Consider the following 25,751-nt stretch of genomic DNA (forward strand, 5'->3'; position numbering starts at 1 on the left):
CGCGACCAGATCCAGGGCTCGACGCCGGAACTCCGGCGGGTGAGCAGCAGGCATCTCACGGACTCCTCTCCGAGACGATCATCGCCTCAACTCAGGTGCCCGGAAAAGCGGGTCAGGCTCCGTTGGCTCTCTAGGGCTGTTGATCTGCACTCGCTCGTTTGGCGAGGTAGTCGATGAATTGGGCGCCGGCGTTGCGGCGGTGTTGTTCGGTGACGGTGTAGCTGTAGTTGAACGAGTCCGCGACGATGGGGCGGGCATTGGAGGACGAGTTCGCGGAGGGCGGCGTTCTTGGTTCCGCGGAGGGCGGCGTTGTTGGTTCCGCGGAGGTCGACGCCGGCGTCGCGGAGCAGGTTCATCAGGGTGCCCTGGTGGATGTGCTTCGTATTCGCATCCAATGGGGATAAGCCATCTTCATTCTGACATAATGTGCATTATCAGCGCTTCGAAGTGGTCACACGAAGTCAGGGCCGGCTCTCCGTCCGTGGGCCGGCGGGTTGCGCAATCGCCGTGATCAGCGACGCAGTTTGGGAGTCGTCATCGTCACTCAACGTCTCGTCAAGAAGCCGGTTCGGTCGATGGCTGGTAAGCGCCACGGCGGCCAGCTTCTTCAGAAGATCGACAAGCGCAGCGCCAGGTCCTCTCACCGCGAATTCCGTCATCCAATAGCCAAAGCTGACATAACGAACGGCTACATCTCCAGGACGTCACGCCTGGCGTCGGTACTGCAGCAGCAGGCATCCGCCCGAGCGTTCCACATCCACCAGGTCGAACCTCCGCAGCTGCTCGCCACTGCCGAACAGGCGCACCCCGTCTCCGGCGAGGCTGGGCGCCAGCACGATCCGCAGGTCGTCGACGAGTCCGGCCGCCAGAAGATCGCGGGCGACCGACAAGCTGCCGTGGATGCCGATATCGCCTCCAGGCGTCTCCTTCAGGTCCGCGACGAACGAAGCAGCGGGCGCCGCGACCGCTCGCGAGTTCGACCAGTCGAGCTCCTGGCGCGTCGAGGTGAAGACGTACTTGGGCGTCGAGTTGATGAAGTCGGCGAACGGCTGGACAGCGGAGGTCGGCCAATACGGTGCCCACTTCTCGTAGGTGCGTCGGCCGAGGAGCACGGCGTCCTGTGTCGCAATCGTGGCGGCGAGGAAGTCTCCAAGCTTCGGTCCGGTGTCGCGCAGCCAATCCCGTTCGCCTGGCTCGTCCGCGAACCCGTCGAGGGACATGAGTTCGTAGAGCACCACACGTCGGGGGGCGGAAGGCGGCTGGGTCTCGGTCACGATGGTCTCCTCTTCTGCGCCACGGGAGGGGCGCCTTCGGAAGCTACTGGGCGACTCCCCCATGCGTCTTGTACAGCAACGACAGAGGACGGCCGGTCGAGTCGCTGCGGGCGAGTTCCGTGGCGGACGGCCCGATGAAGCGGCGCAGCGACCTCGCGAGATGCGGCTGGTCGAAGTAGCCGGCATCCTGAGCGACAGCGGCGGGAGGCTCCCCCGACTGCAGGCGGACGGCAGCGTCCTGCGCGCGCGTGATCTGCTGCACGGTGCGCCGCGACAGGCCGATCGCGTTCAGGTGGTGGCGCTGCCGCGTCCGCTCGGTGGCCCGTTCACCGGGCTGCTCGGCGACGACGAGTAGTCCTTTCGCGACCAACAGCGCCACGAAATCCTCCGCTTGCGCGTACGACGGGATGGCAAAGCGTTCGCCTCCGAGATGAAGCCATCGACCATCCACGGGAAGCGCGACGAAACGGTCCACCAGCTGCGACGGAGGAAGCTTCGGAATCAGCACACCGAGCGCCAGCCTCACACCCACGAACTCCGTCTGTGGCGGCACGGGAGCCTCCGACGCCATGGACTCCGGACCCTGAATACCGGCGTGGCGGCCATCCGGCCCCTCCCAGAACACGAAGTCCCAGTGCGCTCGGGCAACCGACGTCATCCTGGAGGTGTCGCCACTTCGGCTGGTCCACGCGCGCTCGATCAGGTTCGAGTCGGCGGACCGATGCTGGAACCGCAAAGGCCGTCCGGTCTCCCCTCCACCGTTCTCCTTCGCCCCCATGAGCGAATCGTAGACCGTCGTGACCCCGTCGCTGCAGTTGAGCACTGCTACCGACGCAGGGATGCTACGTCCTCACTCGGGGATGCCCCGAATGCGCGCCGGTACTCCCGGCTGAACTGCGAAGGGCTCTCGTAGCCGACCGCGTACGCCGTCGCGCCGATGTCGCCGGGACCGGCGATCAGGCGCAGCCGTGCCTCCTGAAGCCGGATGGTCTTCTGATACTGGATCGGGCTCATGGACGTCACCGCATGGAACGCTCGATGGAATGCGGAGGGGCTCATCCTGGCGAGTTCGGCGAGCTGATCGACACGAAGCGGCTCCGTGAAGTGCTCACGCATCCACCGAACCACGTGCCGGACGCGGCTGAGACTGCTGTCGGCGAGGCCGAGCTGACGCACCGTCGCGCCCTGCTCCCCTGTCATGATCAGCCAGAGGATCTCCCGCTCGATCATCGGGGCGAGCACCGGGATGTCACGGGGGTGGTCGAGGAGTCGCAGCATACGGACCGCCGCGTCGAGCAGTCGTGGCGACACCTCCCCCACCGTGATCGCCGGTGGCGAAGACTCGCCCCGGGCTGCGCGGTGGAAATCGGCGGCTGAGCTGAGCATCAGCTCGGCGATCACCTCCGGGCGCAGCTCCAGGCCCAGACCCAGGGCGGGATGCCGAGGCGTCGCGTCGGTGAACTGCCCCGACACGGGGAGGTCGACGGACGCCACGAGGTATTGGCCGACACCGTAGTCGTGGACGCTGCCGCCGACGGAGAGCCGTTTGGTGCCCTGGGCGACGATCGCCAGGACGGTTCCTGTTGTCGATTCGTCCGGTGATCCGCCGTCGTCCATGCGGGAGACCAGCACTCCCGGGATCGCCGTGGCGCTGATGCCGCCGGGAGCGTGCTGTGCGACCAACCGCCGAAACTCTTCGAAGGACATGTCAAGAGTCAACCAGGAGCGCACGAACCAGACGCCGATTCCTGGCGGGAAAGGCAGGATCGTGCAAGGAGTCGCGCGGATCGCCCTAACCCGCGACGGGTGCCCGACGGTTGGCTTGAATCATGAGCGAACGGAAACCTGACCAGAAGATCGTCGTCGTCACCGGAGGGAGCTCCGGTATCGGCCGCGGCGCGGCGATCGAGATCGCTGCCCGCGGCATGGGCGTCGTCGTCACCTACAACGCCCGCCGGGAAGGCGCCGAGCGGACCGTCGCGGAGATCGGCGAGGCGGGCGGCCGTGCCGCGGCACTCCCCCTCGACCTCTCGCGCACCGACACCTTCCCCGACTTCACGGATGCCCTTCGCGAAGCGCTCGCGACGGAGTGGGGCGCGGATCGAATCCACGCCCTGGTGAACAATGCCGGCTTCGGAGGAGGCCGGAGCTTCGAGGACATGGGTGTGGACGCCTTCGACGCCTACTACCGTGTCCTCCTGCGCGGTCCGTACTTTCTCACTCAGGCGCTGCTGCCCCTGATCGAAGACGGCGGCGCGATCGTGAACACCTCCAGCAGTTCCACGCGACCCGGAGACACCGAACCCGGCTTCTCCGGGTACACGGCGATGAAGGGCGGCCTCTCCGTCGCCACCCGCTTCCTCGCGAAGGAACTCAGCAGCCGGGCGATCCGTGTCAACACGGTCTCCCCCGGCCCCACCCGAACCCGCCTCGGAGACAACGCCTTCGAGCGCTTCCCGGAGGTCATCGACGGGCTCGCTGCCAAGACCGCCTTCGGCCGGATCGGCGAACCGGCCGACATCGGCACGGTCATCGCCTTCCTCGTCTCCGACGACTCCGCCTGGATCACCGGGGAAGACATCCACGCGTCCGGAGGGTACGCCCTATGAGCGCACGGTTCGGAACCGTGGTCCTCACCGGGGCAACAAGCGGCATCGGTGCGGCGACCGCCCTCCGGCTCGCCGCTGCGGTGAACACGCTGATCCTCCTCGGTGTCGAGTCGGAGGAGGCCGCCGGCATCATCGGGCGCCTCCGACGCGCGGGAGCGGCCCACGTCCACTACATCGCAGCGGACTTCACGCACCTCGCGGAGGTGGCCGACGCCGCTCGACAGGTCATCGGCCTGGAATTGCCGATCGACCTGCTCATCAACGACGCCGGGGTCCCCGGTGCGGGGCAGAGGATTCTCACGGATGACGGGTTCGAGAGGACTCTGCAGGTGAACGCGCTTGCCGCCGCGCTCTTCACCCGACTGCTGATTCCGTCCCTCGCTGTCGGCGCCCGGATCGTCAACGTCGGCTCGTCGGCGCACCGACTCGAGCACTTCGACTTCGAGGACGTCGACCTGCAGCACGACTACGACCCGGTCTCCGCCTACGGCAGGGCGAAACTCGCAATGGTCACCTGGTCGTCACTCCTCGCCGAGGAGGAAGCTGGAACGGGCGTCCACGTCGTCTCGCTGTGCCCCGGGTTGAACGACACGCCCCTGAGCGCTGCGATGACCGGCGGCATCGGCGGCCCGCCCTCCCAGGGGGCCGACCGGGTGCTGTTCGCCGCCACTGCCGCGGTGCCCTCGGGCTCCTATCTGGAGAACGACCGAGTCGTAGCGCCGAGCTCAGATGTCGTGGACCCGGCCAACCGCTCCCGACTGTCCGCGCTGTTTCTCACGCGCCTGTCGCGTTTTGCCGGAACGAGACCATGAGAGGCGGCAGCATCGGTTCGAGCCGGACGCCCGGCGGGGCGGTGGCCAGTCGCGAGGGCGACCGCGTCACCACCCTCGAGCTCTTCTTCGACCTCGCCTACGTCTTCGCGTTCACGCAGCTGAGCCGACTGATGGCCCAGCAGCACGATGCGTTGGGAACGGTGCAGGCGTTGGTGATCCTCGCGCTGCTGTGGTGGGCGTGGACCTCCTATGGGTGGCTCACGAACCGCGCCCACGCCGACCAGGGCGTTGTACGCGTTGCCATTATCGTCGGCATGACGTCGATGTTCATCGCGGGCGTCGTCGTGCTCGAGGCGTATCATGACCTCCCCGGCGGCCTGTCCGGGCCCCTGGTGTTCGTCGGCGCGTATCTGGTCGCCCGAGTCACCCACGCGATCGTCTTCGTGTGGCTTGCAGAGCCTGGACTCCGTCGACGCACTCTCGTGACCGTCACGCTGTCGATGCTGCCGTCGGGAACCCTCCTGCTCGTCGGCGCCCTGCTCGGTGCGCCCTGGCAGCTCTGGTTCACCATAGCGGCGGTCGCTATCGAGCCGATCGTGTCGTATCGCACCAGCGCCGGCATCGCGTGGCCCGTGCGGTCCACCGCGCACTTCACCGAGCGTCACGGACTCATCGTCATTCTCGCCCTGGGCGAGTCGATCCTGGGCATCGGCGCGGGAGCGGCGACCCGGCCGATCAGCATCGGCATCCTTCTCGGTGTAGTTCTGTCGATGCTCATCTGCATCGCCCTCTGGTGGGCGTACTTCACCCGGCTGGCGGGCGACGCCGAGCACGCCCTCACGTCCCTGCCGGCGCGGGATCGCGGCCGGACGGCGACCGATGCTTACACGTACCTCCACCTCTCGCTGGTCGGTGGCATCGTTCTCGCCGCCGTGGGACTCGAGGTCGCGATGGCGCACATCGAGTCCGCCTCCGGGCTCGGACTCTTCGGGGCAGCCGCCATCGGCGGAGGCGTCGCCTGCTACCTCGCGGGAACCGCGTTCTTCGAACGACGCCTGCTCGGCACGTGGAACATCGTGCGTCTCGTCACCGCCGCCCTCCTACTGGTGCTGACGCCCGTCATCGGGATCCTGTGGCCGCTCCTCTCCCTGACCGCCGTGGTAGCCGCGCTGGTCGGTGTGTTCGTGGCAGAACGCAACTTCTCCCCCGCGACCCCCGAACGAAGAGACCGGGCCCGTCTCAGCCGACGCGCTCAGCAGGCAGCCAGAGTTCGCAGGTGGCGGTCGTGAAGTCGTCGGAGTGGTAGAGGACCGCGACGATGGATGGCCCCGGCACAAGCCTCGCTCGGGCTTGCTCGCACCTGTGGCACGATCGACCACATGACTCACGCCTATGACTCGATCGCCGAAGGCTACGCTGCGCTGAACGAGACCAGTCTCCTGAACGAGTTCTACAACCGGCCGGCCATCGTCGAGCTCGCCGGCGACGTCAGCGGGCGGCGGATCCTCGACGCGGGGTGCGGATCCGGTCCGATCCTCGCGGACCTTCGCGCCGGCGGAGCCGAGATAACGGGGGTCGACGCCAGTGCCGGCATGTTGGAGCAGGCCAAGCTCCGACTCGGCACGCAGACGGATCTCCTCGTCGCCGATCTCGCCGACCGCCTGCCGTTCGACGACGACACGTTCGACGACATCGTGGCCTCGCAGGTGCTCCACTACCTCGAGGACTGGGCGCCGACGCTGGCCGAGTTCCGGCGCGTGCTGAAGCCCGGCGGCCGGCTCATCGTCTCCGAGGAGCATCCGGCGGCGACATTCCTCGGCGACCGGTTGTCCGGCGGCACATCCGAGTACTTCGGCGTGCGGGCTCGAACCGAGGAATGGAACCTGGGCGGGCAGAGCACCCAGCTGGTGTTCTGGGACCGTCCGCTCCACGCGATGACCGATGCGTTCGCCGCTGCCGGATTCCGGATCACGACGATCAGCGAGCCCGCGCCGTCGCCCGCCGCCCGCGAGCGGTTTCCCGAGGAGTTCGCCGATCGACCGAGCGGCCGGTTCCTCGCCTTCCTGCTGTTCGTGCTGGATTCGACGAAGGTCTGAGCCCGTCGCGCTCCCCCGCGCTCGATCAGCCCCGGAACGCGAACCGATCCCCCGGCTCGTACACGTACTCGTCGTCGCAGCGGTAGCCGCGCAGCCACTGCTGGTGGTCGACGACCCGCAGGTAGAAGCCCTTGGGGTACTCCACGTCGTCGCTCAGCGGCGCCGAGGCAACCTTGAGCGAGCCCGCGGGCGATCTCCCGGCCGACAACACCGTGTCCGGTGCGTTCGGCTGGGAGGTCCACGCCAGTCGGAGGTACGGGCCGGTGTCGGGCGGGCACAGCGCGAGTCCGTGGGACTGAGCGGCCGCATAGACGTCGGGCAACGTTGCGCCCTCCGCGAACCCCAGGTCACCCACGTCCCGCACGACGATCCGGATGGTCTCCGGTTCCCGTGTATCGAAGACGGCATGTTCGAGCAAAGTCTCGGCATGCGCGTTCAGGAGCACACCGCCGGCATTCAACGCGGTCCGCAGCTCGGCGCGGGTGAGACCGCCGACCCGGACGGACTCGTGAGGGTTGCCCTCGTCGGAGCGGTCGGATTCCAGCACACGACCAGGCTAACCGTCCTGCGCCGGTCGGACCCGTTTCGCGTCGGCGACCTGGCAGGATGTGGGCCATGGAGACCGTCACCCTCTGGCGCCCCACCGGACCGGAGGAGCTCGCACTCGTCGAGGCCTCGGGCTGGAGGGAATGGCCGCCGCGCTTGCCCGACCAGCCGATCTTCTATCCGGTTCTCAACGAGGAGTACGCGACGATGATCGCGCGCGACTGGAACGTGAAAGCCAGCGGTGTCGGATTCGTCACGCGATTCGAGGTTCGCCGCGAGTTCCTGGACCGTTACGACGTCCACCAGGTCGGCGGCCAGAGCATCCTGGAGTACTGGATCCCCGCCGAGGAGCTGTCCGACCTCAACGCCCACATCGTGGGTGAGATCGAGGTCGTCGCCGAATACCGGTGACGTCTCGGCGGCCAGGTTCGGCGAGGGACGCGCACGTAGGATGAGCCGGTGAGAGACAGCCGGCCGAACAGAGAGATCTCCGATGGCCTGTCGCGGCGAGGGTGGCTGGTCCTGGTGTCCGTCACCGCCGCAGTACTGGTCGTCGGCGCCGGCGCGGCGGCTTTCGCGCTCGGCCTCCCCAGCGGACACACCGGCCCCGCGTCGTCGTCGACGTCGCCCGGCGCCGCGAGCGCTCCGCAGTTCGACCCTGCGCCCACACCCCTCGGTCTTCCGGCGCGCCCGACCCCGACCCCGGCCCCGTCGGTGACGGTCCCCATGCGGCCCCTCAGTACCCTCGCGGCCGGAGACTGCCTGCAGACCTACCCGTCCAAGTCGGAGGCCGCCTACCCGGTGATCGACTGCGCGTCGCCGCACATCGCCCAGCTGCTGGCGGAGGGCACCCTCCCCTCGTCCGCCGGCGCGGCGTTCCCGGGGAAGGATGCGCTCGACGCGCAGGTCGGCAGCCTCTGCGAGAAGCATCTGGACTGGGCGTGGGTGGCAGTCTGGAACGAGGACGTGCAGGTCGACCTGCGCTACGCCGACACACCGGCGCTCTGGGCGTCGGGAGACCGGTCGTACTACTGCTTCGTCTACACGTACTCGCGCCACGAACTGACGGGAAGCGCTGTCGCGTCCAGCTGACCCGCCCTTACGCTCCGACGTACTCCGCGAGGTGCTTCGCGGTCAGGGTGGAGCGGGCGGCGACCAGGTCGGCCGGCGTGCCCTCGAAGACGATGCGGCCACCGTCGTGGCCCGCACCCGGGCCGAGATCGACGATCCAGTCGGCGTGCGCCATGACGGCCTGATGGTGCTCGATCACGATGACCGACTTGCCGGAGTCGACCAGCCGGTCCAGGAGGCCGAGAAGCTGCTCGACGTCGGCCAGGTGGAGGCCGGTCGTCGGCTCGTCGAGCACGTAGACGCCGCCCTTCTCAGCCATGTGCGTCGCGAGCTTGAGCCGCTGACGCTCGCCGCCGGACAGAGTCGTCAACGGCTGACCGATGCTCAGATAGCCCAGCCCGACGTCGGACAGGCGCTGGAGGATGGCGTGGGCGGCAGGAAGGCGCCCCTCCCCGCCCGAGAAGAACGACTCGGCGTCGTCGACCGACAGGGCCAGCACTTCGCTGATGTCGAGCCCGCCGAAGCGGTACTCCAGCACGGAGGCGTCGAAGCGCTTTCCCTCGCACACCTCACAGACGGTGGAGACGCCGGCCATCACGCCCAAATCGGTGTAGATGACGCCGGCGCCGTTGCAGTTGGGACAGGCGCCTTCCGAGTTGGCGCTGAAGAGAGCCGGCTTCACGCCGTTCGCCTTCGCGAAGGCCTTGCGGATGGGCTCCAGCAGCCCGGTGTAGGTGGCAGGGTTGCTGCGCCGCGATCCCCGGATGGCGGCCTGGTCGATGGAGACGACACCGTCGCGCGTGCCGACCGAGCCGTGGATGAGCGAGCTCTTGCCCGAGCCTGCGACACCGGTGACCACCACCAGCACGCCGAGCGGGATGTCCACGTCGACGTCCCGGAGGTTGTGCTCGGTGGCGCCGCGGACCTCCAGCACGCCCGTCCGGTCACGTACCGACTCCTTGACCGACGCGCGGTCGTCGAGGTGCCGGCCGGTGAGTGTGCCGCTCCCGCGCAACCCCTCGATCGTCCCCTCGTAGACGATCTCTCCCCCTCCGGAGCCCGCACGCGGCCCCAGATCGACGACGTGGTCGGCGATCGCGATCATCTCGGGCTTGTGCTCGACCACGAGCACCGTGTTGCCTTTGTCGCGCAGCTGGACGAGCAGCCTGTTCATCCGCTGCATGTCATGCGGGTGCAGCCCCACCGACGGCTCGTCGAAGACGTAGGTGATGTCGGTGAGCGACGACCCGAGGTGGCGGATCATCTTGGTGCGCTGGGCCTCGCCGCCCGACAGCGTGCCGGAGGCGCGGTCGAGCGAGAGGTAGCCGAGGCCGATGTCGACGAACGAGTCGAGGGTGCCCTGCAGGTTCGCGAGCAGCGGGGCGACGGTCGGCTCGTCGAGTCCGCGTACCCATTCGGCGAGGTCGCTCAGCTGCATCGCGCACACGTCCGCGATGCTCACGCCGGCGATCAGCGACGACCGGGCGCCCGCGTTGAGCCGCGTACCGTGGCACTCCGGGCACGGGGCGAACGTCACCGCACGCTCCACGAACGCCCGGATGTGGGGCTGCATCGCGTCCACGTCTTTGGACAGCATCGACTTCTGCACCCGCGGAACGAGCCCCTCGTAGGTGAGGTTGATGCCGTTGATCTTGACCTTCAGCGGCTCCTTGTAGAGGAAGTCGTGGAGCTCGGTCTCCGAATAGTCCCGGATCGGCTTGTCCGGGTCGAAGAAGCCCGACTCGCTGAACATGCGCACGGACCAGCCGTCCGCTGTGTAGCCCGGGACGGTGATGGCTCCACCGCTCAGCGACTTCGTCTCGTCGTACAGCTGTGTCAGGTCGATCTCCGACGCCGTTCCCATGCCCTCGCACCGGGGGCACATGCCGCCCGTCTGCTCGAAGGTCCGGCGGACAGTGGAGTCTTCCTTGCCCTCGATAGTGATGGCCCCGGTGCCGCGCACCGTCGGGATGTTGAACGAGAACGCCTGCGGGGAACCGATGTGCGGCTGCCCGAGTCGGCTGAACAGGATGCGGAGCATCGCGTTCGCGTCGGTGACGGTGCCGACGGTCGAACGCGCGTTGGCGCCCATGCGCTCCTGGTCGACCAGGATGGCCGTGGTGAGCCCCTCGAGCACGTCGACGTCCGGTCGCGCGAGCGACGGCATGAACCCCTGCACGAAAGCGCTGTAGGTCTCGTTGATGAGCCGCTGCGACTCGGCGGCGATGGTGCCGAAGACGAGCGAGCTCTTGCCAGAGCCGGACACCCCCGTGAACACGGTCAGGCGGCGCTTGGGAAGGTCGACGCTCACGTTCTTGAGGTTGTTCTCGCGCGCTCCCCGCACCCGGATGACGTCATGAGCGTCCGCTGCCGCGATGTCGGACGAGGTGCTCTCGCTCGTGGCCGTGGTCATTCCTGTGCTCCGTCCGTTCGGTCTCCCTCGATCTAAGCAGGTGCGTCCGACGCGGCGCCGCTCCCCCACGCCCGCCGAATCGCCGAATGACGTCTGACGTTCACAGCGGATTGTCAGTATCGTCGGCTTCACGGCCCGGTAACGCCGCGGCCGCAGACTCTGAAAGGGTGTTCGCGATGTCCTCCACCGATCCACTGCAGTCCGCCGTCCACGATCTCTCCCTCGACGCCTCGGAGATGACCCGCTCGGCCATCAACGGAATCCGGGCCGTGCTCGGGGTCAGCGGCGCCGTCGCGGTCATCCTCGGCGTCGTGCTGCTCTTCTGGCCGGCCAAGACCATCGCCGTGCTGGCGGTCTTCCTCGGCATCTACTTCGTCATCGCGGGGATCATGCGCCTGGGCGTCGGGATCTTCGCCCGCGGGATCGGCGGAGGCATCCGCACCCTCAACATCATCCTGGGCATCCTGCTGGTCATCGCGGGCGTCGTCGCGCTCAAGAACGTGTCGACAGCCGCGACGGTCCTGGTCATCTTCGCCCTGGCGTTCATCGGCGTCGGCTGGATCATCGAGGGTGTGATGGCGCTGGTCGAGTCCGGCCGTGCGGCGTCCTCCGGCTGGGCGATCGCCTACGGGATCCTCAGCATCATCGCCGGACTCGTCGTGCTGTTCCTGCCCGCGTCCTCCGCGGTCTTCCTCATCCTCTTCGCGGCGATCGCCCTGATCGTCCTCGGAATCATCGGAATCGTCCGCGCCTTCACCTTCGGCCGAGATGCGCTCAAAGCGACGACCGCGGCAGCAGCAGCCGCCTAGCGACCGCCGCCCGGCACCGGGAGGTGGCGCTGCCACCAGTCGAGGATGATCTCGAAGCGCTCACGACGGTGCCGGGGGCGACCGCTGCGGCTGAGCTCGTGGTCTTCTCCCGGGAAGATCACGAGCTCGGTCTCCACCCCGTTGCGCTGCAGGGCCGCGTAGTACCGCTCCGCCTGGCCGAGCGGGCACCGCAGGTCGTTGGCGGAGTGCATGACGAGCGTGGGCGTCGTGACGGCGTCCACCACTGCCTGGGGGCTCTGAGCGGCGATCTGTGCGGCGTCGGTTCCCGTGTACTCGTCGCTGAAGAAGCTGCCGATGTCGCTGGTGCCCATGAACGCGGCGGGATCGAGGAACCCGCGCTCCACGATCGCTGCAGCGAAACGGTGGTCGTGCGCGATGGTCCACGCAGTGAGGTAGCCGCCGTAGGAGCCGCCCATCACGCCGACGCGGTCCGCGTCGAGCCCGGGCACTTCGGCGCACGCGGCGTCGAGGAAGTCGAGCACGTCGTCGAGATCGACCGTGCCCATCCGCTGCCGGATGCTGCGGCCGTGCTCCTGTCCGTAGCCGGCCGACCCGCGCGGGTTGCACATCACCACGGCGTAGCCGGCCGCGGCGTACACCTGGGCCTCGTCGAACAGCGCCGCGGTGTAAGCGGCGAACGGGCCGCCGTGGATGTTGAGGAGAACGGGATGCGGCCCCGCGCCGTGCGGGGACACGACCCAGCCGTGGATCGGGTAGCCATCGCGACCGTCGACCGTGAGCTCACGCGGGGCGATGATCCCGGCCGCGCGCAGTTGGCGCGAGAAGTCGGTGAGCGTACGCACTCCGCCGTCGTCGACCACGGCCACGTCGCCCGCCGTGGCGGCGGTCGAGACGCTGGCGACGATCGTGTCACCGGCGGTGCCGACCGCGTTGACGACCGTCGCGCTGTCGGTGAGGCGTCGAGTGGATCCGTCGGCGCGGACTTCGGTCAGCACCAGCGCGCCTCGGGCGCGGTCGGTCACGAGCACGGTGTCGTCGCGGTAGGCGACGATCTCCGACTCCGTCAGGTCGACCGTCTCGGGGTCGGTCAGCCGCCGAGGGGCGGAGCCCGGTCGATCGATCGCGTAGAGCGCGGTGTTCCGTGCAACGAAGTCGCGGCCGCTCTCGCCCACGTCCTGGGCGCTGAAGTAGAGGACGCCGTTGAGCCCGTAGGCCACGGCGACGATCGAGAGGCTGCCGTGCTCCCCCGTCGCATCCACCGGGTCGCCGCTGCCGTCGAGCGGCACCAGGAACACGCTCGAGCGCAGGTCGTGGTCGCGGCTCGCGTGGCGGGCGGAGACGAAAGCCAGGGTGTTCCCGTCCGGCGAGAACGCGATGGTCGTGTCGTCCCACTCCCCCGAGGTCAGCGCGCGCGGCGTCGCGACCGCCGGCGCCGGCGGCAGAGAGCCGTCCGGTTCGGCGACAGGTGCGACCGCGGGCTCCGCCCAGACGTCGGGAGCCGGCACGACATAGACGTGGGCACGACGATCGGTGATGTAGCCGAGCCCGTTCTGCTGATATTTCACCGTGTCGATCCGGCGCGGGCGCTCCGCGTTCGCATCGATCCCGTCGACCGTGCCGTAGCGACCCTGCTCCGGTTCCCGGCTGACGAACGCCAGCGAGCGGCCGTCGGGCGCCCAGGCGAACTCCGTCACGCCGAGCGTGCGGTCGGTGACCGCCACGGGCTCGCCGCCGCCGGCGTCCACCACGTGCAGCTGCGGCGGCGCCTTCGGGGCCGCGCGCAGGAAGGCGATCAGCCGCCCGTCCGGCGAGAAGCGCGGAGCGGTGTCGCGGAATCCGCGCGTGAGCCGTCGGGGCGCGGCATGACCGGAGAGGGGGATGTTCCACAGCTGCCCGACGACGGCGTCCGCGGCGAGCGAGGGATGCGTCACCGAGACGACAGCGCGGGAATTGCCCGGGTGCACGGTGGGGCGCGACACCCCGGTCAGGAGATCGAGATCGGACGGCCTCATTCGGAGACCGGAGCGAAGCTCGAGACGTCACCGACCAGGCGGGTGTGGTCGGCCGGAACCGGGTCGACGACGGCCGCAGCGACCTCGGCGGCGAACTCGCCGACGTTGTAGAGTCGGCCTGCCGCCTCCTTGCGCGCGTCGATGGCGCCGGGGTTCAGACGGTTCAGCAGTGTCGCGGTGATCGTGCCCTCGATCATGTCGCCCGAGACGACGACGAACTCGATGCCCTTCTCGGTCAGAGCGGGGAGCAGGGCGCGCAGGGCGTCCTCGCCCGCGCGCTTGCTGAGCGCGACCGCCTCGTACTCCGGCATCGTGGGAGTGCTGCGGATGAAGTGCGCCTGGTGGCTGGTGACGAACACCACCCGCGATCCCGGTCCCATCAGCGGCAGCGCCGCGTTCAGGACGTTCACCTGGGCGTCGCGGTTCAGCTGCATCGCGTAATCCTCTGCCATGCCGGACTCCATGCCGCCCGAGGCGTTGAGGACCAGGATGTCGAGACCGCCCCACGCGTCGCCGACCGCCTGGAACAGGCCCGCAACCGACGCGGGATCGGTGAGATCGGCGCCGACCGTGATGGCCGTGCCGCCCTTCTCGCGGATGGCGTCGGCCAGCTTGACCGCACGCGCCTCCTTGTTGCGGTAGTTGATCGCGACGGAGGCGCCGGCGTCGGCGAGGTACTGCACCGTGTCGGCGCCGATCCCGCGGGAGGAACCGGTGACGAGGGCGCGCTTGCCGCGGAGGCTGCCGGGCTCGAGGGGGCTGGCGGACGCGGACGGGTTGGACACGGATACTCCTAGAGCGTTGGACGACACGGCTTTCTGAGACTACCAAGTGGGTTCCCTGCAGCCGAGCGCCCTGATGCTAGCTTCGTATTAAGTTAGTGACATAGCGAATGCTGGGAGGGGGCCGCTGATGGACATCACATCGTTCGCCTGGATCGCGTGGTTGGTCCTCATTCTCGTCTTCGTCATCATCGAGATGCTGACGCTCGACTTCGTCTTCCTGATGATCGCCGTCGGCAGCCTCGGCGGCTTGATCTCCGGGCTCTTCGGCGCGCCCTGGTGGCTCCAGCTCGTGATCGCCGCAGCGCTCTCCGTCGTGCTGCTCTTCTTCATCCGCCCGCCGTTGCTGCACAGGCTGAAGCGCGGAGGCGACCCGACCAAGAGCAACGTCGACGCCCTGATCGGGATGTCGGGCGTCGTGGTCTCGACCGTCTCGCGCACCGCGGGGCTGGTCAAGCTCGCCGTCGGTGAGACCTGGACCTCGCGCCTCGCCACCGCATCCGGCGGCCCCGTCGAGCTCGTGCCCGGCGAGCACGTCATCGTTCTGAGCATCGAGGGCGCGACAGCCGTCGTCGCCCCATCACCCGTGTCGGCGGGAGCCGACGGCCTCACCGAGAGGAGCATCCCGTGACCGATGTCACCCAGCTCGTCGTGACCATCGTGGTCTCGATCATCATTCTGGTGATCGCGATCTTCGTGCTGGTCACGCTGTTCCGTGCCATCCGGATCATCCCGCAGGCACGGGCAGGGGTGGTGGAGCGGCTCGGCCGCTATCACAAGACGCTCACCCCTGGGCTGAACGTGGTCGTCCCCTTCATCGACAAGGTGCGCCCGCTCATCGACTTGCGCGAGCAGGTCGTCTCCTTCCCGCCGCAGCCGGTGATCACCGAGGACAACCTGGTCGTCTCGATCGACACGGTCGTGTACTTCCAGGTCACCGACGCGCGCGCCGCGACCTACGAGATCGCGAACTACCTCGGCGCCGTCGAGCAGCTCACAACGACCACGCTCCGCAACGTGGTCGGCGGCCTCAACCTCGAGGCGGCGCTGACCAGCCGCGACAACATCAACGGCCAGCTGCGCCTGGTGCTGGATGAAGCGACGGGCAAGTGGGGCATCCGAGTATCGCGCGTCGAGCTGAAGGCGATCGACCCGCCCGTGTCGATCCAGGACTCGATGGAGAAGCAGATGCGTGCGGAGCGGGACCGTCGCGCGCTGATTCTGACGGCCGAGGGCACGAAGCAGTCCGAGATCCTCAACGCAGAGGGGCTGCGCCAGGCGGCGATCCTCAAGGCGGAGGGTGACGCGAAGGCGGCTGTGCTGCGGGCGGAGGGCGAGGCGAAGGCGATCACGACGGTCTTCGGCGCGATCCACGAGGGCAACCCCGACAATCTGCTGCTCGCGTACCAGTACCTGCAGACCCTGCCGAAGCTCGCCGAGGGCTCTGCGAACAAGCTCTGGGTGATCCCGAGCGAGCTCACGGAGGCGCTGAAGGGCATCGGGCAGGCGTTCGGGCCCAAGGGCGCTCCGGCAGCGTCTCCTGACACGGCCGCAGTGGTGCCGGCCTCGACCCAGGCCGCTCCCCCGGCGTGACGTTCCTCGACGGGCCGCGGCCGCGCATCATCGCGCACCGCGGCCTCGCGATCGACGCACCCGAGAACACGCTGCTCGCCTTCCTGAAGGCGCTCAGCGCGGGTGCGACCCATCTCGAGACCGACGTGCACTGCTCGGCCGACGGCGTCGCCGTGATCAGCCACGACCCCGACCTCAGCCGGGTCGCCGGCCGCAGCATCCGCGTCGAGCAGCTCACGATGCCCGAACTGCGGCGCATCTCGCTCGGTCACGGCCAGAGCCTGCCGTCGCTGGCGGAGGCACTGGACGCGTTCCCGGAGGCCCGCTTCAACATCGACATCAAGGACGAGCGGGCCGCAGCTCCGACGGCCGCGGCGATCCTCGCGGCGCGGGCGACCGACCGGGTGCTCCTCACGAGCTTCTCGGCCGCGCGCAGGACGGCCGCGGCCGCCGCGCTCTCCGGCGTCGCCGTGTCGCCGTCGGTCTCCGAGTTCGTTCCGGCGCTCGTCGGTGCGAAACTCGGCCTTCGGGCCCTGACGGCACGCACGCTCCGCCCGTTCGCGGCCGTCCAGATCCCCGAGCGACGCGGTCCGCTGCGGCTGGTCACTCCGCGCACGGTCCGCGCCGTGCACCGTGCGGGCGCCGAGCTCCACGTCTGGACGGTTGACGAGGTCGACGCGATGACCCGGCTGCTCGATCTCGGCGTCGACGGAATCGTCACCAATCGTTGCGACCTCCTGAAAGACCTGGTCAGCGCGCGAAACTGAATCGCTTCCCTGTCTTGACGCTGTGAGCCTACTGAGAGTGCAGGGCTCCGCGGAAAGATAATCCCCAGCTTGCTGGTTTATAAAAGTGAGGATTCGCGCGAAGAGGAGACCACACGATGGCAGATCGCAGTTTGCGCGGAATGAGACTTGGCGCTCAGAGCTTACAAAGCGAAGAAGGCGTCGTCTACTCTCCGCGTTCCCGTTACACCTACCTGTGCCCGAGCTGCGGCAAGGAGACCGAAATGGTCTTCGCAGCCGAGGCCGAAGCTCCCGATGCCTGGGAGTGCAAGCACTGCGGCCACGAGGCCCACTTGCTGATCGACGACAAGCCCGTCGAGATCGACCACTCGGACGTCAAGGCGCCGCGGAGCCACTGGGACATGCTCCTGGAGCGCCGCACGCGCGCCGAGCTCGAAGAGCTGCTCGAGGAGCGCCTCCAGTATCTGCGCGCCCGCCGCGGCACGAGCGAGCACAAGCACACCGCCTGACGCGGCTGTCGCTTCCCGACTCGGCCCCTCCCGCTCTCGCAGCGGGAGGGGCTTTCGCTGTCACAGGGCGCGGAGGATGAGCGGATCCGACCGGCGCCGGGACCCTGCGGCGACGATCAGACCGAACAGTCCGAGGCCCGCGACGAGGAACTCGATCCCCCGGCTGAGCAGCGTGGCCGGGGTCGTCGTCGTCCCCAGCGGCACGTCCGCGACCATGTGGCCCGGCGTGAACGGCGGGATCTCGCTGATGGTGCGCCCGTCGGGGCCGATGATCTGGCTGCTCCCGACGGTGGAGATGTTGACGAGGGCCCGTCCCGACTCGATCGCGCGCAGACGCGCGATGGCGAGCTGCTGCTGGTTCTCGTCCGTCTCGCCGAAGTCGGCGTTGTTGGTCTGCGCGAGGATCACCTGCGCGCCGTCCTGCATCATGTCGGTGAGCAGCTGGTCGTCGACGATGTCGAAGCAGATCGAGATCCCCGCCCGCACGCCGCCCACGTCGAAGACGTTGTCGCGGGTGCCCGGCGTGTAGTCACGAGCGATGAGGTCGATCAACGAAGGGGCGAACGGTCGCCAGAACGCTCGGTCGGGCACGTACTCGCCGAACGGCACCGGGTGCTTCTTGTCGTAATAGTCGACGGCGCCCTTGCCCGCCTCCCACTGCAGCGAGGAGTTGTAGTACTTGCCGTCACGGTAGGTGACCGTGCCGACGATGAAGGGGGCGTCGAAGCTGCGGGCCAGCGCATCGAGGGCCGCGGCACTCGCCGGGTCGCGCGTGGGATCGGGGAGGACAGAGCCCTCCGGCCACACCACCATGTCGACACGGCGGTCCCCGGTCACCTGGCTCGTCGGGATCTTCCTGGTCGCGTCGACCTGGGCGTTCAGCACCGCGTACGGCTGGTTGTTCGGGTCGAAGAAGCCGGCCGGCCCGTTGCCCTGCACAGCGGCGATCCTGGTCGTGCCGTGCGTGGTTGCCGGCCAGGAGGGCACGGCCAGGACGAGGGCGATCGCTGCAGCGGCCAGCACCGCCCGCACGGACGGCCGCACATCGACAGCGAACGCCGACTCGATGGCCAGAGCGACCAGCCATACCATCACGAAGCTCACTCCGGAGATGCCGAGCCACGCCGTCAGCGGAGCGAACGGGCTCTCCGACTGCGACTCGGCGACCCGACCCCAGGAGAACCCGCCGTACGGCCAGTTCCCGGTGACGTACTCCCGAAGGACCCACAGACCGGCCACGATCACCGGCACGAGCCCCAGCCGACCGGCGATCCCGGGCCACGCCCGCGGCACCCAGCGATACGCGAGCGTGATCAGGATGCCGCCCGCGCCCCAGAACAGGGCCTCGAGGGTCGACAAAGCCACCCAGGGAACCGGGCCGAGGTAGAGGGCCGTCCACGACACGTGGACCAGATAGAACGACTCTCCGGCCAGCCAGCCGACCAGGAACGCCGAGCCGGCACTCCGGCCGCGCTGGGCGATCAGCACCATCCCGATGCCGACGAACGTGAGCGGCCACCAGTCGCGGTCGGGGAACCCCGCGTCGAGCACCGGGCCGGCCGCAAGCGCCACCAGGACCGCGAGCCACAACGGCAACGGAGCACGCGGCAGCGGGGCGCGCAGCGATCGGGTCACGAAGGGAGAGCCTAAGGCATCCCGCTCTGTGCGCCGCTCAGGCTGACCGTCGCGATCGCTCACGCCACGGCCGAGTAGGCGACGATCCCCCGGCGGATGGACTCGAGCGCCTGTCGGGCGGTTCGGCCGACATTCCCCTGCGCGACCAGCGAGAGCTGATCCAGGAGGTCGATGGTCTGCTTGGCCCAGCGTACGAAGTCGCCCGCGGCCATGTCCGCCTCGCGCAGCACGACGTCGAGGGACGCGCCGCGGGCCCACTGGTACATCGCCAGCGCGAGAGCCGTGGAGATCGGGTCGCTTCCCGGCAGCCGGTTCTCACGCTCAAGGTCGTCGAGCCGCGCCCACAGATCGGTCGTGCGGTCCAAAGCCGGCCGGAAGGCACCGCGCGGCAGGTTACGGTCGTGCGCCAGCCCCTCGTCGCGCCGCGGTTCGAACACCAGAGCACACGCCATCGCGGCGAGGCTCGGCGCGTCGAGCTCCTTCCACACTCCGCGGCGCAGGCACTCGGCGACCAGGAGATCGCGCTCGCCGTAGATCCGCTTGAGCGTTCGCCCGTGCACGGTCAGGCTCGTCTCGCCCGCGTCGTCCGTGAGGTAGCCCAGCTCGAGGAGGACATCGGAGACGCGGTCGAAGACCTTCGCGACCGCGCCGGTGCGCGACTGGATCTGCGCGCTCAGGCGGTCCGTCTCGCGCTTGAGCTTCCACCAGCGCTCCGACCAGCGCGCGTGCTGCTCGCGGTCGGGGCAGCGGTGACAGGGGTGTTCCCGCAGCCGTTTGCGGAGCGCGGCCAGCTGGCGCTGACGCTTGTCGCGATCGGACCGGGAGGCGTTCTCGGCCCGCTGGCCCTTCTTCTCCAGGTCGCTGAGCTCGCGCCGGATGCGGGAGTATTCGCGGAAGTCGCCCAGATGGCACTGCATCGCCTTCTCGTAGCCGGCGAGCGACTCCTCCTGCTGCTTGACCTTGCGCGCGAGGTCGACGACTGCGCGGTCGGCCTGGAACTGCGCGAACGACGACTCCAGGATCTCGCGTGTGCGCTGGCGACCGAACTGGTCGACGAGGTTCACCGCCATGTTGTACGTGGGGCGGAAGCTCGAGTTCAGCGGATAGCTGCGGCGGGAGGCGAGAGACGCCACCGATTGCGGGTCCAGGCCGTCCTCCCACTGGATGACGGAGTGGCCCTCGACGTCGATGCCGCGCCGGCCGGCCCGACCGGTGAGCTGGGTATACTCCCCCGGCGTGATCGGCACTCGCGATTCGCCGTTGAACTTCTCGAGCTTCTCGAGCACCACCGTGCGCGCGGGCATGTTGATGCCGAGCGCGAGCGTCTCCGTCGCGAAGACGACCTTCACCAGCTTGCGGCGGAACAGCTCCTCCACGACCTCCTTGAAGGCAGGGAGGAGTCCCGCGTGATGGGCCGCGACGCCGCGCTCGAGGCCCTCCAGCCACTCCCAGTAGCCCAGCACCGCCAGGTCCTCGTCGAGGAGGGTACGGCAGCGCTCCTCGACGATCGCCCTGATCTCGTCGCGCTCACGCGCTTCGGTGAGCCGGATGCCCTCCCTGAGCGTCTGCCGGACCGCCGCGTCGCACCCGTTGCGGCTGAAGATGAAGAAGATCGCGGGCAGCAGGTTGTGCTCGCCGAGCAGACGCACGACGTCGGCGCGATTCATCCGGAACGAGTCCGGCCGGCCGCCGCGGGAGTGGTAGCGGCCCACATCCCGCGTCTGGCGACTGCTGAGCACCCGGCCGCCGTAGCGGGCCATCTGCACCAGCTCCGGGTTCACCCGGTTCGTGGCTGCGAGCCCCGACGAGTCGAACAGATCGATGAGCTTGGAGCGCATGAGGATGTGCTGCTCGAGCGGGACGGGCCGCTCCTCCGAGACGACGACATCGGTGTCTCCGCGAACCGCCTGCAGCCAGTCGCCGAACTCCTCCGCGTTGGACACGGTCGCGCTGAGCGAGACCATGCGCACGGCGGGAGGGAGGTGGATGATGACCTCCTCCCAGACCGCGCCGCGGAACCGGTCGGCCAGGTAGTGCACCTCGTCCATCACGACGTACGCCAGGTCGGTCAGCAGATCGGAGTCGGCGTAGAGCATGTTGCGCAGCACCTCGGTCGTCATCACGACGATCCTGGCGTGCGAGTTGATGTTGGTGTCGCCGGTGAGCAGCCCGACGGACTCCGCGCCGTAGGCCTGGACGAACTCCTGGAACTTCTGATTGCTCAGCGCCTTCATCGGCGTCGTATAGAACACCTTCGAATTCGCCTCGCGCATGGCCAGGAACACCGCGAACTCGGCCACGATCGTCTTGCCCGCGCCGGTCGGCGCCGCGACCAGCACGCTGCGACCGTTCTCGAGGCTCGCGCACGCCTCGCGCTGGAACGGGTCGAGGTCGAAACGCAGCCCGGCGCGGAACGTCTCGAGGAGCGGTTGCTTCGCACGCTGTCGAGAGGCGGCGAAGCGCTCGGCCGGAGAGAGCTGCTGCTGGTCGGTCACGCGACCAGCCTATGCCGCGAGCTCCGCCTCCAGCCGCATCGCGGCCTTCGCCGCCCGGCGGTCGTGCAACCACGACACCGCGTAGGCGGCGAAGTAGAGCACCACCATCGGCACCGCGAGCAGGAACATCGAGAGCACGTCGGCGGCCGGCGTCGCGATCGCCGTGAACAGCGCGATCAGGATGATCGCCCACCGCCAGGAGCCGATGATCGACTTGGCGCTGAGCACGCCGACGAAGTTGAGCAGCACCAGGAAGACCGGCAGGACGAAGGCGACGCCCACCGCGATCACCAGCTTGGTCACGAAGTCGATGTAGGTCTTGGCGTCGATGATCGCGGAGTCCTGCTCCGGCGCGAAGCTGGTGAGCAGACCGACCATGTGCGGCACGAGCAACCAGCCGACAACTCCGCCGGCGATGAAGAGCGGCACTGCGGTGAAGAAGAACCCGAAGGCGTACTTGAGCTCCTTGCGCGTGAGCGCCGGCACGAAGAACGCCCAGATCTGCCAGAGCCAGATGGGGCTGGAGATGACCACGCCGATGGTGATGGCCACCTGCATCTTGAGGTCGAACGCTCCGGTGATGGTGCCGTAGTTGAGCATCGCCTCGCGGCCCTGCTGCTTGGCGATCTCGGTGATGGGACCGCGCAGCGCGTTCATCACCGGATCGGCGAGGAGCCAACCCGCGATCGCGCCGACCAGAAGTCCGATCGCAGCGCGGAACAGACGTTTGCGAAGCTCGATGAAATGCTCGGCCAGCGACATCCGGCCTTCGCGGTTCTTGCCTCGCTTGGTGGAGGCCACGCGGTTACTGCTTCGGCTTGGAATCGGTCGTGTCGGCGGAGGCGGACGAAGCGGCGTCGTCGGCACTGCCGTCCTTTCCGTCCTTCTTCATTTCATCGACCTCGCCCTTGAAGATACGCATCGACTGGCCGATGCTCCGGGCGAGTGCGGGCAGCTTCGGCGCGCCGAAGAGGAGGAGGATGACCGCGAGAATGATGAGCAGGTGCCATCCGGTGAGGCCGCCGAGCATGATTTACGTCCTTTTGCCTAAGTCGGAGTAGCGGAACGGATCCGCTGTGACAAGTATTTTACCGCGCCGGACTCGCTGATCTCTGCGAGCTTGCCGTGCGACACGGCGGTCGGCGATGGCTTGCTCACGGTGAGCGCGGAGTTCATCCGGGTCGTCGAAGACCGCGCTGTGAAACTCAGCGTACCGCATGTCAGCCGAGCGTTCGCTGAGGACCTCCGCCTTCTCCATCAGCGCACCGGCTTCCCGCGCGGCCGCCATCACCTTGCGGAACAGCGACCACCCGAAGTATGCGAGCATGCCGAACAGACCGAGCACGAGCACGGTCCAGATGACCACCCACGACCACCACGGCATGGTGGGAGCCTAGCGGTAGCGGTCGGCGCCCGCACGCGCCCACTCGGCCACGATGGTGCGTGCCTCGGGAGGGTCGAGCACCGTGAGAACTCCGGAGAGACCCGCCACCAGCCGCTTGAGACCGTGGAAGTGCGCCACCCGAACGCTGGTGCGCACCCGCCCGTCGCGCTCCTCGCGCGCCGCTCCCTCCGGGATGTAGTCCTCGATGAGCGGGATCGCCGACGCCGACACCTCGATGGTGACGAGCTGGTCCTCCGGCGTCCCCTCGAACAGCGTCTCCGGGAGCCGCAGGTCGCCGGGGCGATAGGTGATCGGGTCGTCGGTGGTCACCAGATCGTCGATGCGGTCGAGACGGAACGTCCTGATCGCCGTGCGCAGATGGTCCCAGCCGCGCAGGTACCAGTCCTGGTCGGCCGACTCGACGCGCAACGGGTCCACGCGACGCCGCTCCCGCTCGCCGCGGGAGTTGAGGTAGTCGAACTCCAGCTGGGTGCCGGCGATGACGGCGTCGCGGATCGTCGCGAGCGCCTCGTCGGACTCCGAGCGCGCCACGGCCACCTGACTCGGTGCCGCGGAGGCGCCGCGCGCCAGCTTGGCCATCAGCGACCCGATCACGTCGCGGTCGGCGTTCTCGGGGAGCGCGGTCAGGTACTGGAGGCCGGCGATCAGGGCAGCGGCCTCCCTGGCGGAGAACCGCGGGGAGTCGTCGATGGCCACCTGATGCGTGAGGACGATCCGGTCGTTCTCCTCGAAGTCGTCCCACGAGATGTCGAAGAGGTCGCCCGGCTGGTACGCGTTGGTCTCGCCGGGGATGCCGGAGACCGCGATCAGCCGCACGGCGTCGCGCATGCTCTCCTCGTCGACGGCGAAGTGCTCGGCCGCCTCCGCGACGCTCACCCGGTCGCGGTCCATCAGGTACGGCACGAGGGCCAGGAGGAACGCCAGCTTGTCCTGCGCCTGCATCGGGCGCCTGCGTTCAGCCATCAGAGCCCCCGCTCTGGTCGTCGTGCGCGTCGTGCGCGTCTTCGTGCGCGCGCGCCACGATCAGGAGGCGCTCGAGGACCTTCTCGCGCAGCTCCGCCGGCGAGAGCACGAGCACCTCCGGGCCGAAGGCCGCGAGCTGGTCGGCGAGGATGTTGATGTCGGAGAAGTTCACCGTGAGCGGGAAGGCCTCGCCGTCGTGGGCCGACGGCACGGCGTCGCCGTAGCGCTTGCGCAGCCGGGTGGCGGCGTCGGTGCCGGCGGTGACCTCGATCTCCGCGACGTTCGCCGTCCAGATGCGTTCGAGGTCGTCGAGCGCGCGCTCCGCGAAGTCGGACCCCTCCGGCTGGAAGGTGCGCGCGGTGACCTTGACCGGCCCGACCATGCGCGAGAGCAGGAAGGTGCGGGATCCTCCCGCATCCTGATCGATGCCCTGCAGGTGCCACCGCCCTTGGTGCTGCACGAGCGCGAGAGGGGCGACCGTGCGCACCCGCGACGCGCTCTCCCCCGGTTTCAGGTACGGGAACTGGACGATCGCGTGCCGTTCCAGCGCCTGGCTCAGCGGGTCGAACGCACTCTCCCGCGCCCGCAGCCGCGGCGCGTAGCCGACCACGGGGTCGTCGGCCTCCACGCCGAGCGAGCGCAGCTTCATCAGGGCGCGCCGGGACTCGCCGGACAGCGACCCTTCGCGCCACACGGTCGCGGCGAGGCCGAGCAGTGTGATCTCCTCCGGAGAGAACACGACGTCCGACGGGAGGTCGTATGCGCCCTTCGGGATGCGATAGCGCAACAGCTGGTTGTTGCCCGCTGCCTCCGGCGACTCCACGGTCTCGAGCGGGACGCCGAGTTCGCGGATGTCGTCCTTGTCGCGCTCGAACTGCCGCTCGAGGCTGCTGTTGTCACCGTGGGCATCGTACCGCTGGCGGTAACCCTGCACCGTCGAGAGGATCTCGCTCTTCGTCAGGCCGTTCTCGGTCGCGAGCAGCGCCAGCACGAGGCTGAAGAGACGCTCCTCGACCGGGACGCGCGACGGCGAAGACGAGGATCGGGGCACCCGTCCATCCTAGTCGCCTGGCCGTCGCCCGGCAGGCGACGACCGGCCGTTCGGCTCAGCGGACGCCGAGGATGTCGACGACCCAGGCCTGCGCGTCCATCGCGCTGTCCTTGGGCGTCTCGATCACGAGCTGCGAGCCGACCTTCTGGCCCACGAGCTGCTTCAGCATCGACTGCGGGAGCGCCGGCACGTTGTCGTTGTTCTGGATCTGCAGCTGGCCCGTCGCCATGTTGACGAGGGCGGGTCCGCCGTTGCTCCAGCTCTTCGTGGTCACGGACTTCGACTCCCAGCCGACGGCCGTGTACTGCAGCGTGACGATGCTGTCCTTCTTCACCGTGGCCCCGTCGCCGGCCTTCAGCAGCTCGCTGCGCGCGGTGGTGGGCGCGCCGCCGGACGACGGGATGGTGATGCCGGGCTGGCCGGTCGGTGCGAGGACGACGGTCGGGAAGCCCGACACGGACGGCCGGACGGCGCCGTTCGCCGCCGCGAGCGACGTGTCGATCACGTCCACGACGAAGATCTGGGTACCGCCGGCGCCCGACGCGTCAGAGCCGTTGTCCTTTGGCGAGACCACGACGGAGACCCGCGAGCCGACGGTCGTGCACTGGAGACCGCGGGCGATCGCGCCCGTCACACCGCTGGCGGAGGTGTCGAGCGGGAGCACGACGGCACTGTTGCCGTAACCGCTGCCGCCGATCTGGCCCGTCTGGCCGTCGTACATCGTGTAGCCGAACTCCACCAGCTGACCGGAGTGCACCGTCGTGCCGGAACCCGCGGTGATCACCGTGCGCTCGGAGCTCGACGAGTCGATCGGCGTCGGGAGCTCGACCTTCGGCTTCTCACCGATCTTCCCGGTCGCGCTCACCAGGTTCGATGCCTGGCCGCTCGTCAGGGCGGTGCTGCAGTCGGCGTTCGGGTTGGAGGAGCATCCGGTGAGCGCCACGGCGGCGATGCCGACGGCGAGAAGGGCGACGGACGATCTTCCGAGTGCGGTGATTCTGCGCACGG

Annotated in this window: 26 protein-coding genes and 1 pseudogene; 11 read left to right on the plus strand and 16 right to left on the minus strand. The window is 68.7% G+C overall.

What is annotated here, in order from left to right; all coding sequences use genetic code 11:
• Nucleotides 1-704 precede the first annotated feature (704 nt).
• From JNB50_RS20310 to JNB50_RS20320, 3 genes are read right to left on the minus strand one after another with little or no spacing between them, the layout of a single operon-like run.
• Nucleotides 705-1,274 carry a dihydrofolate reductase family protein gene (locus JNB50_RS20310; RefSeq protein ID WP_307794814.1) on the minus strand — a complete coding sequence of 190 codons (570 nt, stop codon included), beginning with the start codon at nt 1,272-1,274 and terminating at the stop codon, nt 705-707.
• Nucleotides 1,275-1,317: 43 nt separating this feature from the next.
• Nucleotides 1,318-2,052, minus strand: a complete 735-nt coding sequence (locus JNB50_RS20315) for an AraC family transcriptional regulator (protein WP_208041969.1) — start codon at nt 2,050-2,052, stop codon at nt 1,318-1,320.
• 47 nt (nt 2,053-2,099) lie between these two features.
• Nucleotides 2,100-2,981 (minus strand): AraC family transcriptional regulator, encoded by an 882-nt coding sequence (locus tag JNB50_RS20320; protein ID WP_208041970.1) that lies wholly within the window; start codon nt 2,979-2,981, stop codon nt 2,100-2,102.
• A 122-nt stretch (nt 2,982-3,103) separates the two neighbouring features.
• Between JNB50_RS20320 and JNB50_RS20325 the strand changes: the two genes are divergently transcribed.
• From JNB50_RS20325 to JNB50_RS20335, 3 genes are read left to right on the plus strand one after another with little or no spacing between them, the layout of a single operon-like run.
• Nucleotides 3,104-3,883 (plus strand): SDR family NAD(P)-dependent oxidoreductase, encoded by a 780-nt coding sequence (locus tag JNB50_RS20325; protein ID WP_208041971.1) that lies wholly within the window; start codon nt 3,104-3,106, stop codon nt 3,881-3,883.
• A complete protein-coding gene (locus JNB50_RS20330) occupies nt 3,880-4,695 on the plus strand; it encodes an SDR family NAD(P)-dependent oxidoreductase (RefSeq protein ID WP_208041972.1) in 816 nt (271 codons plus the stop codon). Before JNB50_RS20325 ends, JNB50_RS20330 begins: the two co-directional genes overlap by 4 nt.
• The gene (locus JNB50_RS20335) at nt 4,692-5,945 is read left to right on the plus strand and encodes a low temperature requirement protein A (protein WP_208041973.1); all 1,254 of its coding nucleotides are present in this window, start codon (nt 4,692-4,694) and stop codon (nt 5,943-5,945) included. Before JNB50_RS20330 ends, JNB50_RS20335 begins: the two co-directional genes overlap by 4 nt.
• On the opposite strand, the pseudogene JNB50_RS25230 reads toward JNB50_RS20335, so the two are convergent.
• Nucleotides 5,905-5,997, minus strand: a pseudogene (locus tag JNB50_RS25230) (AraC family transcriptional regulator); the annotation flags it as partial. The gene JNB50_RS20335 and the pseudogene JNB50_RS25230 overlap by 41 nt on opposite strands.
• Before the next feature lie 38 nt (nt 5,998-6,035).
• Between JNB50_RS25230 and JNB50_RS20340 the strand changes: the two are divergent.
• A complete protein-coding gene (locus JNB50_RS20340; RefSeq protein ID WP_208041974.1) occupies nt 6,036-6,752 on the plus strand; it encodes a class I SAM-dependent methyltransferase in 717 nt (238 codons plus the stop codon).
• A 25-nt stretch (nt 6,753-6,777) separates the two neighbouring features.
• On the opposite strand, the gene JNB50_RS20345 is transcribed toward JNB50_RS20340, so the two are convergent.
• The gene (locus JNB50_RS20345; protein WP_208041975.1) at nt 6,778-7,299 is read right to left on the minus strand and encodes a hypothetical protein; all 522 of its coding nucleotides are present in this window, start codon (nt 7,297-7,299) and stop codon (nt 6,778-6,780) included.
• Between the two features lie 68 nt (nt 7,300-7,367).
• Between JNB50_RS20345 and JNB50_RS20350 the strand changes: the two genes are divergently transcribed.
• Together JNB50_RS20350 and JNB50_RS25855 are read left to right on the plus strand one after the other, a co-directional pair.
• The gene (locus JNB50_RS20350; RefSeq protein ID WP_208041976.1) at nt 7,368-7,709 is read left to right on the plus strand and encodes a hypothetical protein; all 342 of its coding nucleotides are present in this window, start codon (nt 7,368-7,370) and stop codon (nt 7,707-7,709) included.
• 48 nt (nt 7,710-7,757) lie between these two features.
• On the plus strand, nt 7,758-8,390 hold the full coding sequence (locus JNB50_RS25855; protein ID WP_208041977.1) for a septum formation family protein: 633 nt from the start codon (nt 7,758-7,760) through the stop codon (nt 8,388-8,390).
• Nucleotides 8,391-8,397: 7 nt separating this feature from the next.
• Here the strand turns inward: JNB50_RS25855 and JNB50_RS20360 are convergent, their stop codons facing one another.
• Nucleotides 8,398-10,782 (minus strand): excinuclease ABC subunit UvrA, encoded by a 2,385-nt coding sequence (locus tag JNB50_RS20360; RefSeq protein WP_208041978.1) that lies wholly within the window; start codon nt 10,780-10,782, stop codon nt 8,398-8,400.
• Nucleotides 10,783-10,958: 176 nt separating this feature from the next.
• On the opposite strand from JNB50_RS20360, the gene JNB50_RS20365 reads away from it, so the two are divergent.
• Entirely contained in the window at nt 10,959-11,591 is a 633-nt protein-coding gene (locus JNB50_RS20365) for an HdeD family acid-resistance protein (RefSeq protein WP_208041979.1), read from the plus strand.
• Here the strand turns inward: JNB50_RS20365 and JNB50_RS20370 are convergent.
• Entirely contained in the window at nt 11,588-13,585 is a 1,998-nt protein-coding gene (locus tag JNB50_RS20370; protein ID WP_208041980.1) for a S9 family peptidase, read from the minus strand. The genes JNB50_RS20365 and JNB50_RS20370 overlap by 4 nt on opposite strands.
• Nucleotides 13,582-14,370: an SDR family oxidoreductase gene (locus JNB50_RS20375; RefSeq protein ID WP_208041981.1), complete on the minus strand. Its 789-nt coding sequence runs from the start codon at nt 14,368-14,370 to the stop codon at nt 13,582-13,584. The genes JNB50_RS20370 and JNB50_RS20375 overlap by 4 nt, the downstream gene beginning before the upstream one ends.
• A gap of 127 nt (nt 14,371-14,497) precedes the next feature.
• On the opposite strand from JNB50_RS20375, the gene JNB50_RS20380 reads away from it, so the two are divergent.
• From JNB50_RS20380 to JNB50_RS20395, 4 genes are all read left to right on the plus strand, one after another.
• Entirely contained in the window at nt 14,498-14,998 is a 501-nt protein-coding gene (locus JNB50_RS20380) for an NfeD family protein (protein ID WP_208041982.1), read from the plus strand.
• Nucleotides 14,995-15,960 (plus strand): SPFH domain-containing protein, encoded by a 966-nt coding sequence (locus tag JNB50_RS20385; protein ID WP_208041983.1) that lies wholly within the window; start codon nt 14,995-14,997, stop codon nt 15,958-15,960. The genes JNB50_RS20380 and JNB50_RS20385 overlap by 4 nt, the downstream gene beginning before the upstream one ends.
• Nucleotides 15,957-16,706, plus strand: coding sequence for a glycerophosphodiester phosphodiesterase family protein (locus JNB50_RS25860; RefSeq protein ID WP_208041984.1), 750 nt, complete (start codon nt 15,957-15,959; stop codon nt 16,704-16,706). The genes JNB50_RS20385 and JNB50_RS25860 overlap by 4 nt, the downstream gene beginning before the upstream one ends.
• A gap of 116 nt (nt 16,707-16,822) precedes the next feature.
• Nucleotides 16,823-17,194 carry an RNA polymerase-binding protein RbpA gene (locus tag JNB50_RS20395; RefSeq protein WP_208041985.1) on the plus strand — a complete coding sequence of 124 codons (372 nt, stop codon included), beginning with the start codon at nt 16,823-16,825 and terminating at the stop codon, nt 17,192-17,194.
• A 60-nt stretch (nt 17,195-17,254) separates the two neighbouring features.
• On the opposite strand, the gene lnt is transcribed toward JNB50_RS20395, so the two are convergent.
• From lnt to JNB50_RS20435, 8 genes are read right to left on the minus strand one after another with little or no spacing between them, the layout of a single operon-like run.
• On the minus strand, nt 17,255-18,829 hold the full coding sequence (gene lnt, locus JNB50_RS20400) for an apolipoprotein N-acyltransferase (protein ID WP_307794815.1): 1,575 nt from the start codon (nt 18,827-18,829) through the stop codon (nt 17,255-17,257).
• Between the two features lie 59 nt (nt 18,830-18,888).
• A complete protein-coding gene (locus JNB50_RS20405; RefSeq protein ID WP_208041986.1) occupies nt 18,889-21,324 on the minus strand; it encodes an RNA helicase in 2,436 nt (811 codons plus the stop codon).
• 9 nt (nt 21,325-21,333) lie between these two features.
• On the minus strand, nt 21,334-22,086 hold the full coding sequence (tatC, locus tag JNB50_RS20410) for a twin-arginine translocase subunit TatC (protein WP_208042072.1): 753 nt from the start codon (nt 22,084-22,086) through the stop codon (nt 21,334-21,336).
• 43 nt (nt 22,087-22,129) lie between these two features.
• Nucleotides 22,130-22,354, minus strand: a complete 225-nt coding sequence (tatA, locus tag JNB50_RS20415; protein WP_208041987.1) for a Sec-independent protein translocase subunit TatA — start codon at nt 22,352-22,354, stop codon at nt 22,130-22,132.
• A gap of 3 nt (nt 22,355-22,357) precedes the next feature.
• Nucleotides 22,358-22,708: a hypothetical protein gene (locus JNB50_RS20420; protein ID WP_208041988.1), complete on the minus strand. Its 351-nt coding sequence runs from the start codon at nt 22,706-22,708 to the stop codon at nt 22,358-22,360.
• A 9-nt stretch (nt 22,709-22,717) separates the two neighbouring features.
• Nucleotides 22,718-23,692 (minus strand): YafY family protein, encoded by a 975-nt coding sequence (locus tag JNB50_RS20425; protein ID WP_208041989.1) that lies wholly within the window; start codon nt 23,690-23,692, stop codon nt 22,718-22,720.
• Nucleotides 23,685-24,743, minus strand: coding sequence for a YafY family protein (locus JNB50_RS20430; protein ID WP_208041990.1), 1,059 nt, complete (start codon nt 24,741-24,743; stop codon nt 23,685-23,687). The genes JNB50_RS20425 and JNB50_RS20430 overlap by 8 nt, the downstream gene beginning before the upstream one ends.
• A gap of 55 nt (nt 24,744-24,798) precedes the next feature.
• Nucleotides 24,799-25,749, minus strand: a complete 951-nt coding sequence (locus tag JNB50_RS20435; protein WP_208041991.1) for a peptidylprolyl isomerase — start codon at nt 25,747-25,749, stop codon at nt 24,799-24,801.
• Nucleotides 25,750-25,751: the final 2 nt, after the last annotated feature.

Source organism: Leifsonia sp. TF02-11 (assembly GCF_017565305.1).
Classification (GTDB): Bacteria; Actinomycetota; Actinomycetes; order Actinomycetales; family Microbacteriaceae; genus Leifsonia.

What these genes read in the sequence shown, in the direction of transcription:
- JNB50_RS20315 (WP_208041969.1), bottom strand. Translation starts at nt 2,052, where the DNA reads ATGGGGGCGAAGGAGAACGGTGGAGGGGAGACCGGACGGCCTTTGCGG.
- JNB50_RS20320 (WP_208041970.1), bottom strand. Translation starts at nt 2,981, where the DNA reads ATGTCCTTCGAAGAGTTTCGGCGGTTGGTCGCACAGCACGCTCCCGGC.
- JNB50_RS20325 (WP_208041971.1), top strand. Translation starts at nt 3,104, where the DNA reads ATGAGCGAACGGAAACCTGACCAGAAGATCGTCGTCGTCACCGGAGGG.
- JNB50_RS20330 (WP_208041972.1), top strand. Translation starts at nt 3,880, where the DNA reads ATGAGCGCACGGTTCGGAACCGTGGTCCTCACCGGGGCAACAAGCGGC.
- JNB50_RS20335 (WP_208041973.1), top strand. Translation starts at nt 4,692, where the DNA reads ATGAGAGGCGGCAGCATCGGTTCGAGCCGGACGCCCGGCGGGGCGGTG.
- JNB50_RS20340 (WP_208041974.1), top strand. Translation starts at nt 6,036, where the DNA reads ATGACTCACGCCTATGACTCGATCGCCGAAGGCTACGCTGCGCTGAAC.
- JNB50_RS20350 (WP_208041976.1), top strand. Translation starts at nt 7,368, where the DNA reads ATGGAGACCGTCACCCTCTGGCGCCCCACCGGACCGGAGGAGCTCGCA.
- JNB50_RS20360 (WP_208041978.1), bottom strand. Translation starts at nt 10,782, where the DNA reads ATGACCACGGCCACGAGCGAGAGCACCTCGTCCGACATCGCGGCAGCG.
- JNB50_RS20365 (WP_208041979.1), top strand. Translation starts at nt 10,959, where the DNA reads ATGTCCTCCACCGATCCACTGCAGTCCGCCGTCCACGATCTCTCCCTC.
- JNB50_RS20370 (WP_208041980.1), bottom strand. Translation starts at nt 13,585, where the DNA reads ATGAGGCCGTCCGATCTCGATCTCCTGACCGGGGTGTCGCGCCCCACC.
- JNB50_RS20380 (WP_208041982.1), top strand. Translation starts at nt 14,498, where the DNA reads ATGGACATCACATCGTTCGCCTGGATCGCGTGGTTGGTCCTCATTCTC.
- JNB50_RS20395 (WP_208041985.1), top strand. Translation starts at nt 16,823, where the DNA reads ATGGCAGATCGCAGTTTGCGCGGAATGAGACTTGGCGCTCAGAGCTTA.
- tatC (WP_208042072.1), bottom strand. Translation starts at nt 22,086, where the DNA reads ATGTCGCTGGCCGAGCATTTCATCGAGCTTCGCAAACGTCTGTTCCGC.
- tatA (WP_208041987.1), bottom strand. Translation starts at nt 22,354, where the DNA reads ATGCTCGGCGGCCTCACCGGATGGCACCTGCTCATCATTCTCGCGGTC.
- JNB50_RS20420 (WP_208041988.1), bottom strand. Translation starts at nt 22,708, where the DNA reads ATGCCGTGGTGGTCGTGGGTGGTCATCTGGACCGTGCTCGTGCTCGGT.
- JNB50_RS20425 (WP_208041989.1), bottom strand. Translation starts at nt 23,692, where the DNA reads ATGGCTGAACGCAGGCGCCCGATGCAGGCGCAGGACAAGCTGGCGTTC.